Annotated in this window: 18 protein-coding genes; 11 read left to right on the forward strand and 7 right to left on the reverse strand. The window is 42.4% G+C overall.

The genetic code is table 11. The features are described from left to right. Positions 1-13 precede the first annotated feature (13 nt). The 3 genes from ACQY73_RS27825 to ACQY73_RS27835 are packed head-to-tail and all read right to left on the reverse strand — an operon-like array spanning position 14 to position 2,753. Positions 14-991: a ComEA family DNA-binding protein gene (locus tag ACQY73_RS27825; RefSeq protein WP_428657446.1), complete on the reverse strand. Its 978-nt coding sequence runs from the start codon at positions 989-991 to the stop codon at positions 14-16. Next, on the reverse strand, positions 991-1,455 hold the full coding sequence (locus ACQY73_RS27830) for a hypothetical protein (RefSeq protein WP_428657447.1): 465 nt from the start codon (positions 1,453-1,455) through the stop codon (positions 991-993). Before ACQY73_RS27830 ends, ACQY73_RS27825 begins: the two co-directional genes overlap by 1 nt. Continuing rightward, positions 1,455-2,753, reverse strand: coding sequence for a DUF3696 domain-containing protein (locus ACQY73_RS27835; protein WP_428657448.1), 1,299 nt, complete (start codon positions 2,751-2,753; stop codon positions 1,455-1,457). The genes ACQY73_RS27830 and ACQY73_RS27835 overlap by 1 nt, the downstream gene beginning before the upstream one ends. Positions 2,754-2,876: 123 nt before the next feature. Here ACQY73_RS27835 and ACQY73_RS27840 point away from each other — a divergent pair, with 123 nt between their 5' ends. Beyond that, positions 2,877-4,361, forward strand: a complete 1,485-nt coding sequence (locus ACQY73_RS27840; protein ID WP_428657449.1) for a glycine--tRNA ligase — start codon at positions 2,877-2,879, stop codon at positions 4,359-4,361. Between the two features lie 96 nt (positions 4,362-4,457). On the opposite strand, the gene ACQY73_RS27845 is transcribed toward ACQY73_RS27840, so the two are convergent. From ACQY73_RS27845 to ACQY73_RS27855, 3 genes are read right to left on the reverse strand one after another with little or no spacing between them, the layout of a single operon-like run. Beyond that, positions 4,458-5,192 carry a hypothetical protein gene (locus ACQY73_RS27845; RefSeq protein WP_428657450.1) on the reverse strand — a complete coding sequence of 245 codons (735 nt, stop codon included), beginning with the start codon at positions 5,190-5,192 and terminating at the stop codon, positions 4,458-4,460. A 1-nt stretch (position 5,193) separates the two neighbouring features. Next, positions 5,194-5,940 carry a hypothetical protein gene (locus ACQY73_RS27850; protein WP_428657451.1) on the reverse strand — a complete coding sequence of 249 codons (747 nt, stop codon included), beginning with the start codon at positions 5,938-5,940 and terminating at the stop codon, positions 5,194-5,196. Beyond that, a complete protein-coding gene (locus ACQY73_RS27855; RefSeq protein WP_428657452.1) occupies positions 5,937-6,275 on the reverse strand; it encodes a PadR family transcriptional regulator in 339 nt (112 codons plus the stop codon). The genes ACQY73_RS27850 and ACQY73_RS27855 overlap by 4 nt, the downstream gene beginning before the upstream one ends. 93 nt (positions 6,276-6,368) lie before the next feature. On the opposite strand from ACQY73_RS27855, the gene ACQY73_RS27860 reads away from it, so the two are divergent. The 10 genes from ACQY73_RS27860 (at position 6,369) to ACQY73_RS27905 (ending at position 14,401) form a co-directional block, all read left to right on the forward strand. Continuing rightward, positions 6,369-7,001, forward strand: a complete 633-nt coding sequence (locus tag ACQY73_RS27860; RefSeq protein WP_428657453.1) for a Uma2 family endonuclease — start codon at positions 6,369-6,371, stop codon at positions 6,999-7,001. A 94-nt stretch (positions 7,002-7,095) separates the two neighbouring features. Next, positions 7,096-8,253 carry an MFS transporter gene (locus tag ACQY73_RS27865; protein WP_428657454.1) on the forward strand — a complete coding sequence of 386 codons (1,158 nt, stop codon included), beginning with the start codon at positions 7,096-7,098 and terminating at the stop codon, positions 8,251-8,253. A gap of 104 nt (positions 8,254-8,357) precedes the next feature. Beyond that, complete coding sequence (locus ACQY73_RS27870; RefSeq protein ID WP_428657455.1) at positions 8,358-9,020, forward strand: heme exporter protein CcmB; 663 nt, start codon at positions 8,358-8,360, stop codon at positions 9,018-9,020. An 84-nt stretch (positions 9,021-9,104) separates the two neighbouring features. Continuing rightward, positions 9,105-9,758, forward strand: a complete 654-nt coding sequence (gene ccsA, locus ACQY73_RS27875; RefSeq protein ID WP_428657456.1) for a cytochrome c biogenesis protein CcsA — start codon at positions 9,105-9,107, stop codon at positions 9,756-9,758. A gap of 22 nt (positions 9,759-9,780) precedes the next feature. Continuing rightward, positions 9,781-10,002 (forward strand): CcmD family protein, encoded by a 222-nt coding sequence (locus ACQY73_RS27880; RefSeq protein WP_428657457.1) that lies wholly within the window; start codon positions 9,781-9,783, stop codon positions 10,000-10,002. Continuing rightward, positions 9,999-10,211 (forward strand): type II toxin-antitoxin system VapB family antitoxin, encoded by a 213-nt coding sequence (gene vapB / locus ACQY73_RS27885; protein WP_428657458.1) that lies wholly within the window; start codon positions 9,999-10,001, stop codon positions 10,209-10,211. Before ACQY73_RS27880 ends, vapB begins: the two co-directional genes overlap by 4 nt. After that, the gene (locus ACQY73_RS27890; protein ID WP_428657459.1) at positions 10,208-10,597 is read left to right on the forward strand and encodes a type II toxin-antitoxin system VapC family toxin; all 390 of its coding nucleotides are present in this window, start codon (positions 10,208-10,210) and stop codon (positions 10,595-10,597) included. The genes vapB and ACQY73_RS27890 overlap by 4 nt, the downstream gene beginning before the upstream one ends. 22 nt (positions 10,598-10,619) lie before the next feature. Next, positions 10,620-11,054 (forward strand): cytochrome c maturation protein CcmE, encoded by a 435-nt coding sequence (locus ACQY73_RS27895; RefSeq protein ID WP_428657460.1) that lies wholly within the window; start codon positions 10,620-10,622, stop codon positions 11,052-11,054. Between the two features lie 72 nt (positions 11,055-11,126). Then, positions 11,127-13,685, forward strand: coding sequence for a cytochrome c biogenesis protein CcsA (ccsA, locus tag ACQY73_RS27900; RefSeq protein WP_428657461.1), 2,559 nt, complete (start codon positions 11,127-11,129; stop codon positions 13,683-13,685). 119 nt (positions 13,686-13,804) lie between these two features. After that, on the forward strand, positions 13,805-14,401 hold the full coding sequence (locus ACQY73_RS27905) for a hypothetical protein (RefSeq protein WP_428657462.1): 597 nt from the start codon (positions 13,805-13,807) through the stop codon (positions 14,399-14,401). Between the two features lie 66 nt (positions 14,402-14,467). Here the strand turns inward: ACQY73_RS27905 and ACQY73_RS27910 are convergent, their stop codons facing one another. Then, complete coding sequence (locus tag ACQY73_RS27910) at positions 14,468-14,911, reverse strand: YybH family protein (protein ID WP_428657463.1); 444 nt, start codon at positions 14,909-14,911, stop codon at positions 14,468-14,470. Between the last annotated feature and the right edge of the window lie 11 nt (positions 14,912-14,922).

Below are 14,922 nucleotides of genomic sequence, written 5' to 3' on the forward strand. Positions count from 1 at the left end.
CCGGGGGATGAGGTCAAAACGCCAGATAAGGGGCTAACTTATTTATTAACTTCTCGTCCAAAATCCTGATATTCAATAGGTCCTGCGCTGTTTTATATGCCCCGTGTTGCTCCCGATACCGTACAATGATCTCAGATTGACGTTTGGAAAGATAGGGATGCCGGTCCAACTCTTCGGGTGAAGCGGTATTGATGCTGATTTTTTGAACGGCGGAACGTACCTGCGCAAAATGATTTAACTCGCTCAAGGCCAAAGAATCCAACCCAAACACCTCCGCAAACTGCGCGGTAGAAGCAAAACCACCCAAACCGTCGCGAAATTTTACGATCCTGGCAGCTAACTTACTGCCAATTCCTTTTAATCGAATCAACTGACTTGTATCGGCCGTATTAATATCGAAAGCAACCAATGTTGGTTTCGTAAAGGCAGGTTTTGGTAGGGGATTTGAAAAAGAAGGCGTTGAAGGCTTAGCTTCATTTGTTGCAGTGGCAGTTTCTTTCTTTTCAGGAATGTTAATGTACGGTTCGAGACGCTCGTACAAATCGGGAGCCAATCCGTAAATCTTTTGCAGGTCTTCTTTTTTGCGAAATTGCCCACCTTTGGAGCGGTATTTAACGATGCGTTCAGCAATGAATTTCGGCATTCCCAATTCCTGAAACTGCGTTGTTGAAGCCGTATTTGGGTCAAAATAAAATAAAGACAATGGCCGTTCAGGATTTTCTTCGCTGTCTTTTGGCTGATAAGTCGAACGATCTGATTTAGAATAATAAGGTTTTTCGGGCTGTATCTTTTCCAGAATAGCCAGCAAACTGTCTGCTTTGCGGCTATCGGCTTCCGTGATTATCGTTGATTCTTCTGACATAAAACGATCATACGTCAACGGGCCGAACCAACACAAGATCATCACAGCTGCAATTACTAAAAATCCTCGAGCCTGACTGCGCGAGAGACCAAATTCGTCACGAATTAAATAGAGAAGGCGTTTTAACATTAAAAAGGATCGTAGTTTTCGTAATCAATGTGCTCGGGGCGGGAGACAGCTTTGGATTTAATGCCATCAATGGTTGGATAATCGTTTACCGAATTACGAAGTTTTTCATCGATGACAATTCCAATCTTACGATTTGACAATACGATTGCTTTCAGATGGTCATAATCCTCGATATTCATTCGCAGTTTGTCAATTTTCTTTTCAACGTGAGAAGGAAATGAGAACGCTTTCAGTTGAGTATTTTCAATCCTTACTATTCTGTTTTCACGCGTCAATCGGTCAATAACTGTAATAATGCTTTGTCCGAAGTTACCGCGATTACTGCTGATATATTCTTTTAAAAGCTTCTGAGAAAGCACTAAATGTCCTTTTTCGGTAATCCAATTCAATAACTTTTTGTATTCCTCGTCGGCAGGGTTTTTGAAGCGACTTGCCACGTTATTGTCAATAAAAATATCTTTCATCAGTCAGCAAATGAGTTCATGGCTATATCCATTACATCAATGGCATAGGTATCAAAAAATCCCTGCGGTGCGCCTTTGATTTGGCCATCTGTCGCAAATTCCACTTTATGGGTAGTGGTTTTAATACCGTCATTTTCAAAATAATACACGCGGACATCTTCGGGTTTAAGCTCGCCCTTGACCAACAACAGTCGAATTCGATTCAATAAATATTCGCTGTGGGTTTCGACGATGTACTGCTTTTGGGTGCGCTTGACCTGATTAGCCAAAAAATTTCCAAACAAGGCCTGAATCTTGGGATGAAGGTGAATTTCAGGTTGCGATAGCGCCAAACAGGAATGATCATCCAACTGTAAATCAGCTACGATAATGGGTAAAAATTGGCTGATACCAAACCCCACATCGGTTAGCGCGGCCATTTCGCTGTTTTTCTGCGTTTTGACCGCGAGTTCAAATCTGCCGCCCTTGAATTTATTGGACCTGATTTCCTGAAACAGTTCCAGCTCCGACATGATCTTGGCTAACTCCGCTAATTTTTCAGGGTTGGTTTCTTCCCATTCGATTATTTGATCAATGTAACCTGCCCCGTCCGTATCTACTTTTGATTGAGCTTTGGCTTTTTGGTAGTAAGTGCGTTCGGGAGGTTGACGGAAGGAGCCGATGTAGTTGAATGGGAGTTCGGATTCATTATTATAAATAGACCAGAAGAATTCCTCAATATCTGTTATTGCTGAATATATACTATCTCCCGGAATTAGCTTAGATAATAAAGGGGATAATGTATCGAAAGTGGTATCTGTATTGATTCCATGAATCTCAACTTGGGTTTCGGATTTATTAATAGTGAGATTATCTAAAAGCTCTTCTAATTCTTTATGCTTTATTTTTACATTTTGATTCGCTTTTTTTATAATAATTGAAATATTCCCATCATCATTAAAAGTTTGTATTTCATCTTTATCTTCAAAAACACATTTAACAATATATGGCAATCCATTCTCGGAGTTTTCTAACCAAGTTGTTGATATTGTTATGTCTTTTAATTTTAAAGTGATTCCAAGATCTTCTTCTATTGAGCCTTTCCAAACCATCTCCTCAAACCCTCCCAAATTTACATACTTTCCATTCGGTGAGAGGTAAAAAGGAAACTGCTCGGTTTGCAAAACAGCCAATAAGCTGTAAATCAACGAACTCTTGCCGCTGCTGTTGGCTCCCGTCAAAAGAGTAATGGGGGCAAATTCCACATCGACTTCTTCGAAGCACTTGAAGTTTTTGAGCGAAAGATTCTGTATAAGCATTGGAATGATAAAATCTTAGTTTTTGACTTAAATATCTACATTACGTCACAAATTCCCTAATTTTGCGCTCTTATATGATTTTGACGCAACAGATAACAATTAACTGATAACGCATAAGTACCCATGAGTCAAGCACCGGCGACTTCTTTACAGGACATTGTGGCGCACGCCAAAGAATACGGATTTGTATTTCCTTCTTCTGAAATTTATGATGGTCTACAGGCAGTTTATGATTACGGCCAAAACGGCGTAGAACTGAAAAATAACCTCAAAAATATTTGGTGGAAAGCCATGACGCAGCTCAACGACAACATCGTGGGTATTGATGCGGCGATTTTTATGCACCCACTTACGTGGAAAGCATCCGGGCACGTGGACGGTTTCAACGACCCGATGATCGACAACAAAGATTCTAAAAAACGTTATCGCGCCGACCAATTGCTGGAAGGAAAAGCCGAACAATATGCCGCAGATGGACAACCTGAAAAAGCACAGGAATTATTAAACGAAATGGGTCGATTGTTAGGCAACGGTGATTTGGAAGGTGTGCGTGAACTGATCATTGCCGAAGGAATCAAATGCCCGATCTCAGGCACCACCAATTGGACCGAAGTGCGCCAGTTCAACCTGATGTTCAGCACGCAGGTAGGTTCGGTGGCCGAAGATTCGAGCCTGATCTACCTTCGTCCCGAAACGGCGCAGGGTATTTTTGTGAACTTTCTCAACGTGCAGAAATCGGGCCGAATGAAAATTCCGTTTGGGATTGCTCAAATTGGGAAAGCCTTTCGTAATGAGATCGTTGCGCGGCAATTTACGTTTCGGATGCGGGAGTTTGAACAAATGGAAATGCAGTTTTTTGTGCGCCCTCATACCGAGATGACTTGGTACGAGCAATGGCGCGATACGCGTTTGAAATTCCATCAAGCCGTTGGCCTTCCTGCCGAAAAATTGAAGTTTCACATTCACGAAAAATTGGCACACTATGCCAATGCCGCCGTGGACATTGAGTATCAGTTTCCGTTTGGATTCCGTGAGATCGAAGGAATTCACTCACGTACGGATTTTGACTTGAAAAACCACCAGGAACTTTCGAAAAAGAAACAACAGTATTTTGATAATGACCTCGACGAAAACGGAAAACCTTTCGGTAACTATATTCCGTACGTGGTCGAAACGTCGGTAGGGGCTGATCGTTTGTTTTTGGCGGTATTTTGCAATGCTTTTACGAAAGAAACCGTGGGCGAAGGTGATGCGCAAAAAGAGCGTACAGTGTTAAAATTACACCCTGCCTTGGCTCCTTTCAAAGCAGCGATCTTCCCATTGGTGAAAAAAGACGGTTTGCCGGAAAAAGCGCGTGAAATTGAAAAAGCCCTCAAAACCGAATTCCGCGTGTTTTATGAGGAGCGTGACGCCATCGGTAAACGCTATACACGTCAGGATTTGATTGGTACGCCGTTCTGTATTGCGGTCGATTATCAAACGTTGGAAGATAATACCGTTACGATCCGCCACCGCGACAGCATGGAGCAGGAGCGCGTACACATCAGCGAGTTGAAAGCTAAGATCGGCTATGCTGTATCTGAGCAGCGGATTTTGGAGTTGATATAGGGTAGAAAACAAGTAATAACCACAAAGAGCACTAAGAATAGCGCAAAGAACAGAAGTAAAATCTTTGTGTCTCCTTAGTGCTCTTTGTGGTTATTTTTATGCTATGTTTACTTTAAACCGCTCGCGGTAGAGTTGATAAAAACTAAGGGCATAGGCAATATAGAAACACAGCAATGAGGCAGTGATAAAGAGTGGGTTATCGTTGAATACGTTGTAATCAAAAAAAGTTTTTGGAAGGTTTAACGTAACGCTTAACAATGCAAACAGCAACCCAAGTCGTGTGTATATTGCGCTGTATTTAAGTGAGTTAACAAATTTTTGCTTCCCTGATCCATAGCGCCAAATTTGCCTGACAACTTGCGGCAATACCACTAAAACAGGAAAGAAAACGCAGGCAGACATGAGCCACGCAAAAAATGTTCGCGGCACAAGGTAGGCAAACTGAAACGTAAGCAATCCCACCAAAAGCGTAGTAACGATCGTAGGCCAACGAAAGTAATTTTTCATGATTCCCCAGTGCCGTTTGGAGATTTCTTTGTTGAGTCGCTCTTTGTATTCCTCCTGAAGTTTTACAAGCCCATAATTGCGTTGTTGAATGGTTTTGAATCGTCGAAAATCGTAATAGTATCTAAAACTGAGCGGATAGCGGTACTTCTCAAATTCTGAATGCACTTCATTAAATGCATCCCCAAAAACTTTCCCCTGACTCATACGGTCTTCAATAGCCAAAATATAGTGGTCTAACAACTCTTCGTATAGGTCTTGGTATTTGATGCCTCCCTGAATGAGCGCCTCACTTATCATTTCAACTTGCTCGACTGTTAGTTTCATCTTATGCCATATTTACTTTAAATCGTTCGCGGTAGAGTTGGTAAAAACTGAGGGAGTAGGCGATGTAGAAGCAAGATAACCCGGCAGTTATAGGAAAAGGGTTGTGTTTTAGTAACTCATAGTCAAAAAATCTATTCGAGACATTTATAACATTTAATACACAACTGAATAAAGTTATGGAAAACAGCAGTCTCCCGGAAACAGCATTCGTTTTTAAAGAATTGGCAAACATTCTGTTTTTCAAGAGGTACTGTTTCAAATTACGAATAGACTCCGGTAAAATAAGTACAAGCGGAAAAAACGCACAAGCGAAAATAATCCAAATACAAGCCTTAGGCGGTACCAAATATGCAAACTGAAACGTGAGCAACCCCACCAAAAGCGTGGTAATGATCGTAGGCCAACGAAAGTAATTTTTCATGATTTGCCAGTGCCGTTTGGAGATTTCTTTTGTTAGGGTTTCTTCGTATTCGACTTGAAGTTTTCCCAACCCATATTCCGGTTTTCCTCCGTTTGTATAATCTTTCCAAACTCCGTAGTGATCCCATGCTCGGGGAGGACGTCTGTAATTAACAAAGTCAGTATGCACTTCGCCGAAGGCCTGTTCAAAAGTTTGTCCTTGAACTGCACGATTTTCGATTGCCAAAATATAGTGGTCCAGCAATTCTTCGTAAAGATCCTGGTATTTGATACCACCTTGGATAATCTCTTTGCTGATTAGGTCAAGTTGTTCGGTTGTCAGGCTCATCCTATTGAGGGTTTTAAATGTAGGATTTTTTGTAGGTTGGTCACAAAATCGGCCAATTCAGAGACCGCGCTTTGGGCCTGCTGATGACCGTTTTCGGTTAATTTATAATACTTCCGATTGCGCCCGTCCACCAAGGCATTTTCGGTGGTAAGTACACCTTCCGCTTCCAGTTTGTGTAATGTTGGATAAAGTGCTCCTTCAGTCAATTGAAGCTCTCCCGCCGTTATTTCGCGTACCCGTTGCGTAATTTCGTAGCCATACATGCGTTTGTTATCCTGCAATAATTGCAGGACAATGGCACTCAGGCAGCCCTTTAGGTAAGTTTGTTGTTGCATGAAGCAAAGATACATTATATTTCTATATACCAAATTTTCTTAGGTATAAAGTTTATTTGTTTTTCTTATTTTTGTAAGGATACTGTTAAACGAATGACTGCATTACCCAAAAAATATTATACTCCTGAAGAATATTTGAAATTGGAAGAGAAGGCTTCTTACAAAAGTGAATATTTTGATGGTCAAATCTACCCCATGGGTGATTTTGAAGGAGATACGCCTGAGGCGATGGCCGGGGCAAAGCCTGCACACAATGCCATAAGGGAAAATCTTTCCATTGAGATAGGTGCCTTTTTAAGAAAAAAAACTTGCCGTTCTTATTCGAGCGACCAACGGGTTTTTATTCCTTCCAACGGGCTTTACACCTATCCTGATTTGGTTGTGGTTTGTGGTAAGCCTGAATTTTCAGACATCCAAACCAATAGTTTGCTCAATCCGGTGTTGATTGTTGAAGTGCTTTCTCAAAGTACTGCCAATTACGATCGTGGTGAAAAATTTGAACTTTACCGTGATATACCAACGTTCAGAGAATATCTGTTGATAGATTCCCGTCGTATTTGGGCCGAATTATGGCGTAAAAGCAACGATGGAATTTGGTCACTGGTATTTGAAGGAAAATCCTTGGATTCCATTATTTATTTAGAGACCATCGGGGCGAAATTGCCGTTAACAGATCTATATGTAAACACGGAAGATTTGCCCGAAACTGTTTTTGAAATAAGATAAACAATTATAAATAAAGCATGAGAAAGGATTGAAAGATACACAGAACGCGTCTTTCAGTCCTTTCTCTTTTTCATTCTCCTTCGTTAATTTCGTTATGTACAATCTTCAATTTTGGCTTCTTTGCATTAGTAATTTTCTGTTTTCAGCGAGTTTTCAGATGATGATTCCTGAGTTGCCCGATTACCTGACCGCGATGGGCGGAAAAGAACACATCGGACTTATTATTGCCCTTTTTACGCTCACAGCGGGGCTTTCGCGCCCTTTCAGCGGTAAACTTACTGATACCATCGGTCGTGTGCCGGTCATGGCTTTTGGATCGTTGGTATGTTGTGTGTGCAGTTTGGTTTATCCCTTTATTGATGTAGTGTGGGCATTTTTGCTTTTGCGGTTTCTGCACGGATTTTCTACGGGCACAAAACCTACTGCCACGGCGGCTTACGTTGCGGATATTATTCCTGAAAATCGCCGGGGAGAAGCGGCGGGGATGTTGGGTATTTTTACGGCAACGGGCATGTCTATCGGGCCATCTATCGGTAGTTATATTACACTGGGGTTAGGCATCAATGCCATGTTTTATGTAGCGTCATCGTTTGCGTTGATTTCGATTCTGATCTTGCTCAACATGAAAGAAACCCTCGTTGAGAAACAGCCGTTCAGTCTGAAATTATTCAAAATTTCTCGAAAAGATATTTTTGAACCTCGCGTTTTCAGTGTGTTTTTGGTCATGTTTTGCGTATCGTTTTCGTCGGGGGTTATTTTAACGCTCGTACCCGATATGAGCAAGACGCTGGGGGTTGCGAATAAAGGATTGTTTTTTACGGTGTATACTGTGGCCTCACTTTTAATTCGGGTTGTTGCCAGCAAATCGTCAGATGTACACGGACGAGTGCCGGTCATGATTGTTTCCACCATTATTCTGGCTGTTGGGATGACTGTTTTGGGATTAACGGAATCGACGCTTGGCTTTTGGACTGCGGCTGTTTTGTTTGGATTTTCGTGGGGACTGAATACCCCGACCTTAACGGCCTGGACTATTGATTTGAGTGATCCGAACTATCGGGGTCGAGCCTTGGCAACCATGTACATTGCGTTGGAAGCAGGTATTGGGGTAGGAGCTTGGTGGTCAGGCTGGTGGTACGAAGGCAAAGTACAAAATATGCCCTTTGCGTTTTACATCTCGGCCGTGTTTGCCGTGGTCTCGTTGGTGTATTTACTTTGGTGGAAACGCACCAAAGAAGTGTTGGTCGGATAAAAATTAAAAACTAATGACTTCACTCAGTACATCGCGTTGGTTTGTGTCGTAATTTTGCGGCTCCAATGTCATCTCATGATGAGATGATATGGTAAATAATACTGATGCAAGAACTTCGGACGCTGATCGGAAAGGAAATAACGCTGGAATGGCGACAACGCTACGCGCTCAATGGCATGTTGTTGTACATTGTAAGTACCGTGTTTGTCTGCTATTTAAGTTTTCGCCTTAAGTCCAATCAACTCAATCCGATCACCTGGAATACACTTTTCTGGATTATTTTGCTGTTTACGGCCGTAAGCGCCATTTCCAAAAGTTTTACGCAGGAACGGGCGGGGCGATTGCTCTATTATTACACGCTTGCCAGCCCTCGGTGGATCATTCTTTCCAAAATACTGTATAATTCAGCGTTAATGCTCATTTTGTCGTTGGCGGGATTTGGGTTTTATGCCTTTGTCATGGGCAATCCGGTAGGAGATATGCCGATGTATTTGCTGACCATCGTGCTGGCCAGTATCGGATTTTCGTCTACTCTTACAATGGTGGCGGGCATCGCGTCAAAAGCAGAAAACAATGCCGCGTTGATGTCGATCCTGAGCTTTCCCATTATTATTCCCATGCTTTTGATGGTCATGAAATTGGCAAAAAATGCCCTGGATGGTTTGGAAAGGGGAGTCAGTGGGGAGGAAATCATGGTATTGTTGGCATTAGATGCGATTGTAATCAGTTTGTCATTAATTTTGTTTCCGTATTTATGGAGAAGTTAGTCATAACGAATACTTTAAAACAGTAAACAATAAAAAAGAAGAGACGGTGTTTTGAATAGATCATGCATCGCTCGGCACTTGCATATGAGAAAAAGTTGGTGGAAAATACTGGGAGTTGCTCTGTTGGTATACGGATTCTATTTTGGCCTGATGGGCGAAGTACCTCGTCGTGATATTTTAAATGAAAGCATCCGAAACGTGTACTTTCACGTCTCGCTTTGGTTTGCCACGACCTTATTTTTGTTGACTTCGATGATTTTTTCGATTCGTTATTTACGTTCCAACGACCTCGCCGACGATACAAAAGCGGTAGAGTTTACCAATGTGGCGTTGTTATTTGGTATTCTTGGTTGCAGCACGGGCGCTCTTTGGGCGCGGGTAACGTGGGGCGACTGGTGGCCCAACGACCCCAAACTCAACGGCGTAGCGATCAGTATGCTGATGTATTTTGCGTATATCGTTTTACGAAGCTCCCTGGAAGATGAGCAGAAAAAAGCACGCATCTCGGCTGTTTACAACATTTTTGCTTTTGCGGTATTTGTCCCATTGATCTACATCCTTCCCCGCATGACCGACTCACTCCATCCCGGCAATGGCGGTAACCCTGCGTTTGGTCAACTTGATATGGACAACCAAATGAGACGGGTATTTTATCCCATCATCATTGGCTGGATGTTACTGGGGCTTTGGATCGCTTCTTTGCGCATACGACTGCGGGAATTGACCCCCAATGATTAATTATATATAACTTGATGAACCAATGAGAAAAATACTTTTTTTATTAGTGAACTTATTGCTTTCGGTAAACCTCTTTGCACAACAATCTGTTAGTCAAGAAGTACCAATGGCCGATCAGATGCGGGCCGATGGAAAAATATGGGTCGTTGTTGCCGTAATTTCCGTTATTTTTATTGGAATCATTGCCTTTTTGGTAAATATAGATAGGAAAGTGTCCAAGTTGGAAAAACAATTAAAGAAATGAGCATCGTAGATTTAGTAGCGAAAATCGAAAAATTGCCTGCTGAGAAATTGGCTGAACTGGAGGATTTGGTAGATTCTTGGATGCGTAAACAGTCTCTTGATGAACCCCAAGAGAAAAGACCCGTTTTTGGGAGTTTCAAAGGCAAAATTGTTATGTCTGATGATTTTGACGAACCTCTTGATGAATTTAAAGAGTATATGTATCCATGACTTATTTGATAGATACTCATGCAATTATTTGGTTTATGAAAGGAGATTCCATGCTTTCGGAGAAGGCAAGAGAAATTATCCTGACAGACTATAAAAATTGCTATATCAGTGCAGTATCTTTTTGGGAAATGGCTATTAAAACTAATATTAATAAATTGGATTTAGGGCTTCCTTTTGAAGAAGTTGAAAAGTGGGCTGTAGAGAATGGGCTCTCTAATTTTTTGCATATTGAGATACCTCATACCGTTATATTATCTCAGCTTCCATTCCACCATCGCGACCCATTTGACAGAACGTTGATAGCGCAAGCTCTAAGCGAAGATTTGACTATTATTACGAAAGAAAAACTTTTTGAAGATTACGGCGTAACACGCCTTTGGGAGTAAGTATCAAAAATCAGTAACATCAATGAAAAAAATACACATTTTCGGATTAATCGTTATCGCCATTGCCATTGGAATCATTGTTTCTACCTATGGTAATGCAAGTACTTACTCCAACTTTACGGAGGCTGAAGAAATGGCCAAAGAGGGAGAAACGTCGGAAATTCATGTGGTGGGCAAATTGACAAAAGATGCCAATGGGCAAATCGTAGGCATGAAATATGATCCCGTAATGGATGCCAACCATTTCGAATTTATGCTGGTGGATACCAATAAGGTTGTTAAAAAAGTGGTTTATCTGAGCCCCAAGCCGCAGGACTTTGATAAGTCTGAGCAAGTCGTGGTGATTGGTCGGATGCAGAAAGATTATTTTGAATGCAACAAAATTCTGATGAAATGTCCGTCAAAATACACCAACGAAAAGCCTGATTTCAAAGAAGCTACAACGGCGAAAATATAGACCATAGACGTTGGACGTTGGCCTTTGGAATAAATTTTCAGGTCTGACGTCCGGCGTCCAACACCTCAAAACATGACTCTCGGAAATTTAGGACATCTTCTCGTAATTCTTTCTTTCGTAACGGCCTTGGTCGCTACGTATGCGTATTTACGAGCCACTCTTTTATCGACTGATAACCTACAGGTAGAGACGTGGAAGCGCTTCGCCAGAGGTACTTTTTACATTCACGCGGCGTCGGTTATCGGTGTTTGCGTTACGCTGTATGCCATTATTTACGGCCATCATTTTGAGTACCATTATGCGTGGAGTCACTCCTCAAGGGCGCTTCCGTGGTATTATATGTTGTCGTGCTTTTGGGAAGGGCAAGAGGGAAGTTTTATGCTTTGGATGTTCTGGCAGGCGGTTTTGGGCGTGATTTTGATTCGTACCAATAAGCTATGGGAAGCGCCGATGATGACGGTTTATGCCTTAGTACAGGCGTTTTTAACCTCAATGATCTTGGGTGTTATTATTCCCGGGTTGGATTTTAAAATCGGCAGTACACCTTTTTTAACCATTGCCGAAGCCAATCCCGGTGCACCGTTCTTACAATTGAATCCCGATTTTGTTCCCAAAGATGGAAACGGACTCAATCCTCTGCTGCAAAACTATTGGATGGTGATTCACCCGCCGACCTTGTTTTTAGGTTTCGCGCTTACGTTGGTGCCTTTTGCGTATTTGATGGCGGGGCTTTGGCGCAAGCAGGTGATCGAATGGTTGCGGCCGGCATTGCCTTGGACGTTGCTTACGGGCGTTGTGCTTGGCGTAGGTATTTTGATGGGCGGTTATTGGGCGTATGAAACTTTGAGTTTCAACAGTTATTGGAGTTGGGACCCTGTTGAAAATGCGGTCTATGTGCCTTGGTTGGTCGTCATTGCAGCATTGCATACAATGATCATTGCCAAGAAAAACGCCACGGCGCTTAAGACTTCGGTGATTTTGGTGATTGCACAATTTATCCTGATTTTGTATTCTACTTTCCTGACTCGCAGCGGAATTTTAGGCAATGCTTCTGTTCACTCGTTTACCGACCTGGGTCTTTCGGGTCAATTGCTGCTCTATTTATTTGCATTTATCATTGTGGCCGTAGTATTGAGCGTTCGGGCGTGGAAACTCATGCCTTCAGACAAAGAAGAAGTGTCGTCGTATTCGCGTGAGTTTTGGCTTTTCATGGGTGCTACGGTGCTGTGTTTGGCCAGTTTCCAAGTCATTATTCCGACTTCTATTCCTGTTTGGAATAGCATTGTTGAGTCGTTTGGCGGTGTTTCGCGATTGGCGCCTCCCACAGATGCCATTACGTATTATACCAAATTTCAACTTTGGTTTTTCTCCGTGATTGCTATTTTATCGGGCATAGGGCAGTATTTCTGGTGGAAACGTGTACAGAAAGGGAAAATGCAGGAGTTGCTTACTCCTTTGTGGATCTCGTTGTTTATCAGTGCTTTATTGATCACATTCGGTGGCATTAATAAATTGCCTTACATCGCTTTGCTGACGGCCGGAGTATTTGCTTTGGTGGCCAATACCACCATTATCATAGGTGTATTGCGTGGTAGTTACCGGGTTTCCGGAGGCTCAGTTACGCACATTGGGGTAGCATTGATGTTGCTCGGAATTCTATGGTCGTCGGGTTATCAGAAAGTTGTGTCGCTCAATGCTTCAGGGTTACTGATCTCAAAAGAAGACTATTTTACCAAAGAAGACAACAAAGAAAATAAAGAGAATGTACTCTTATGGCTCGGACAGCCGACGCGTATGGGCGATTACCTGCTCACTTATCGCGGACCGCGCATTGAGATCCGTGACGTGCCCGAATTTGTTCCCAACAGTTGGGTAGATGTGATCGAAGGCGATTTTCATGCGGTTTGTCTGCGTGATATTACGCTTGGTGATAAAACATACCACAAAAAAGGAGACACCGTTTCGGTATACGCCGAAAATGCACACTACGAAGTAGAATACCGCGAACCCAATGGACGCATTACTACCTTGTACCCTCGAGTGCAATTTAATGAGAAAATGGGATTGGTCACTTCGCCGGATATTAAGCGTGAACTGAATAAGGATTTGTATTCATATGTAACAATAGGGGGTGACCCTAAAAAAGCGGAAGAATGGTCGCCGACTGAAAATGTCCGTGTGGCAATGCAGGATACCTTTTTTATCAATGACTTTGTAGCGGTATTGGAGAGCGTAGGCCGTACCGATAAAGTGGAAGGAATTGCGCTTACGCCCAATGATGTAGCCGTAAAAGCGCAGATCAAAATCTTGGATAAAGAGCGCGAATATTTCATTACTCCCACTTTTGCCATCAACCAAGACCGGATGGTAATGCGCAAACCCGAAGTAAACGAAGACTTGGGGTTACGTATTCAATTCATGGAAATTGACCCTAAAACAGGTACATTCAGCTTTGCCGTAAATTCAAAACAACGCGACTATATCGTCATGAAGGCGGTCGAAAAACCGCTTATTAATGTGCTTTGGATTGGCACGCTCGTGTTGATCATTGGCTTTTCGATGTCTACAATAAGGCGTTTCAGAGAGTTTCGGTTGGTGAGAGATAAAGGCGTTGAATTGGAAAAAGTCTAACATGGACATAAATAAATTCAAAAAAGCGGCTCTTTGGCCGCTTTTTTGATAGAGATAGGGTTATAGTTGAAAATTTTCAAATCCCTGACAACGTTTAAGCTCTACTAACTCGCGACCCAGTGCAGAAAAAGCGCCAAATAATATCCATTTTCGTACTTTGGGTTGCGATTTTCGCACTGGCGGGATTCTCACGCAGTGATGAAAGCCTAATTGATATTCCTGCGTTTGACAGTTTTAAAAAGAACCTTGTTTTCCAAAAACATCAATTTGAGATCAGTACGAGTGAATCGGGCGCTATTCGGGAGTTGGTCATTAAAGTAAGCAGAGACAATCAGCAATTGATCGTTATTCGTCAAAAAACAGACGGTTGGGTAGTCAATGCGGAGACGGCCGACCTTAATCGAAACGGCTCGCCCGAGATATATATCTATGCAAGCACGTACGGGAGCGGTTCCTTTGGTAAGATATACGCGTTCGAGTTTTTTCCCACTTCTTTTGATGCCATTCGTACTGAGCCGCTTTTGCCGATGCTGACCGAAGGGTACATGGGTCACGATTCTTTTAAAATTGAAAACGGACAGTTGATCCGTGAATTTCCCATTTACCGCGCCGGCGACACCAATGTGCGCCCCACGGGCGGGAATCGCAAAATTTGGTATGAGTTGCGGGAAATTGAGAAAAAACTTACTCTAAAGGCGGTGGAATACGAGGATTGAGAGAATGATAAATTTAAAATGATAAATCGCACGTGCGGCCCCGTGAAAAATGTAAAAGAGATGTATCTACATCTGAGATGTGTGATCACTTACAATGAGCCATTTGCCGCCGATCCTTCTGAAAACAAGCGTATAATGTCCTCCTATATCTCCTTTCTCCGGCCGCGTAAGGTGCCATTTGCCGATGACAAAGTACGCGTTTTTGTCCAATGCATTTAATCGTAAGATCGTGAATTTCAGCGTTCCCATCGTAGCGCGGTCCGGGTAGCGCACTTTATAGTTTTCTAATGTATTTTTCCAACCGTAAGTAGGTCCTTTGGCCCCGACAAAAGCCAGTGAATCTGATTTCCAGTACCCTTCCATAAACGCATTCACATTGCCGGCATTCCAGTCAGCTTCCTGTTTTTGCAAGAGTTTTAGAATGACTTTTTCATCGTTATTTTGTTGAGAGTAGCAAACGTTTCCTGAAATCAGGTAAAATGCAATCAGAAAAAAGAGGTATTTTTTCATGCCAATATGAT

Origin of the sequence: Runella sp., from assembly GCF_965279615.1 — a bacterium.
Classification (GTDB): Bacteria; Bacteroidota; Bacteroidia; order Cytophagales; family Spirosomataceae; genus Runella.

Coding starts and splice junctions, on each gene's coding strand:
- ACQY73_RS27870 (WP_428657455.1), top strand. CDS start 8,358: ATGCAAGAACTTCGGACGCTGATCGGAAAGGAAATAACGCTGGAATGG.
- ACQY73_RS27890 (WP_428657459.1), top strand. CDS start 10,208: ATGACTTATTTGATAGATACTCATGCAATTATTTGGTTTATGAAAGGA.
- ccsA (WP_428657456.1), top strand. CDS start 9,105: ATGAGAAAAAGTTGGTGGAAAATACTGGGAGTTGCTCTGTTGGTATAC.
- ACQY73_RS27825 (WP_428657446.1), bottom strand. CDS start 991: ATGTTAAAACGCCTTCTCTATTTAATTCGTGACGAATTTGGTCTCTCG.
- ccsA (WP_428657461.1), top strand. CDS start 11,127: ATGACTCTCGGAAATTTAGGACATCTTCTCGTAATTCTTTCTTTCGTA.
- vapB (WP_428657458.1), top strand. CDS start 9,999: ATGAGCATCGTAGATTTAGTAGCGAAAATCGAAAAATTGCCTGCTGAG.
- ACQY73_RS27845 (WP_428657450.1), bottom strand. CDS start 5,192: ATGAAACTAACAGTCGAGCAAGTTGAAATGATAAGTGAGGCGCTCATT.
- ACQY73_RS27860 (WP_428657453.1), top strand. CDS start 6,369: ATGACTGCATTACCCAAAAAATATTATACTCCTGAAGAATATTTGAAA.
- ACQY73_RS27830 (WP_428657447.1), bottom strand. CDS start 1,455: ATGAAAGATATTTTTATTGACAATAACGTGGCAAGTCGCTTCAAAAAC.
- ACQY73_RS27895 (WP_428657460.1), top strand. CDS start 10,620: ATGAAAAAAATACACATTTTCGGATTAATCGTTATCGCCATTGCCATT.
- ACQY73_RS27865 (WP_428657454.1), top strand. CDS start 7,096: ATGTACAATCTTCAATTTTGGCTTCTTTGCATTAGTAATTTTCTGTTT.
- ACQY73_RS27880 (WP_428657457.1), top strand. CDS start 9,781: ATGAGAAAAATACTTTTTTTATTAGTGAACTTATTGCTTTCGGTAAAC.
- ACQY73_RS27840 (WP_428657449.1), top strand. CDS start 2,877: ATGAGTCAAGCACCGGCGACTTCTTTACAGGACATTGTGGCGCACGCC.
- ACQY73_RS27855 (WP_428657452.1), bottom strand. CDS start 6,275: ATGCAACAACAAACTTACCTAAAGGGCTGCCTGAGTGCCATTGTCCTG.
- ACQY73_RS27835 (WP_428657448.1), bottom strand. CDS start 2,753: ATGCTTATACAGAATCTTTCGCTCAAAAACTTCAAGTGCTTCGAAGAA.
- ACQY73_RS27910 (WP_428657463.1), bottom strand. CDS start 14,911: ATGAAAAAATACCTCTTTTTTCTGATTGCATTTTACCTGATTTCAGGA.
- ACQY73_RS27850 (WP_428657451.1), bottom strand. CDS start 5,940: ATGAGCCTGACAACCGAACAACTTGACCTAATCAGCAAAGAGATTATC.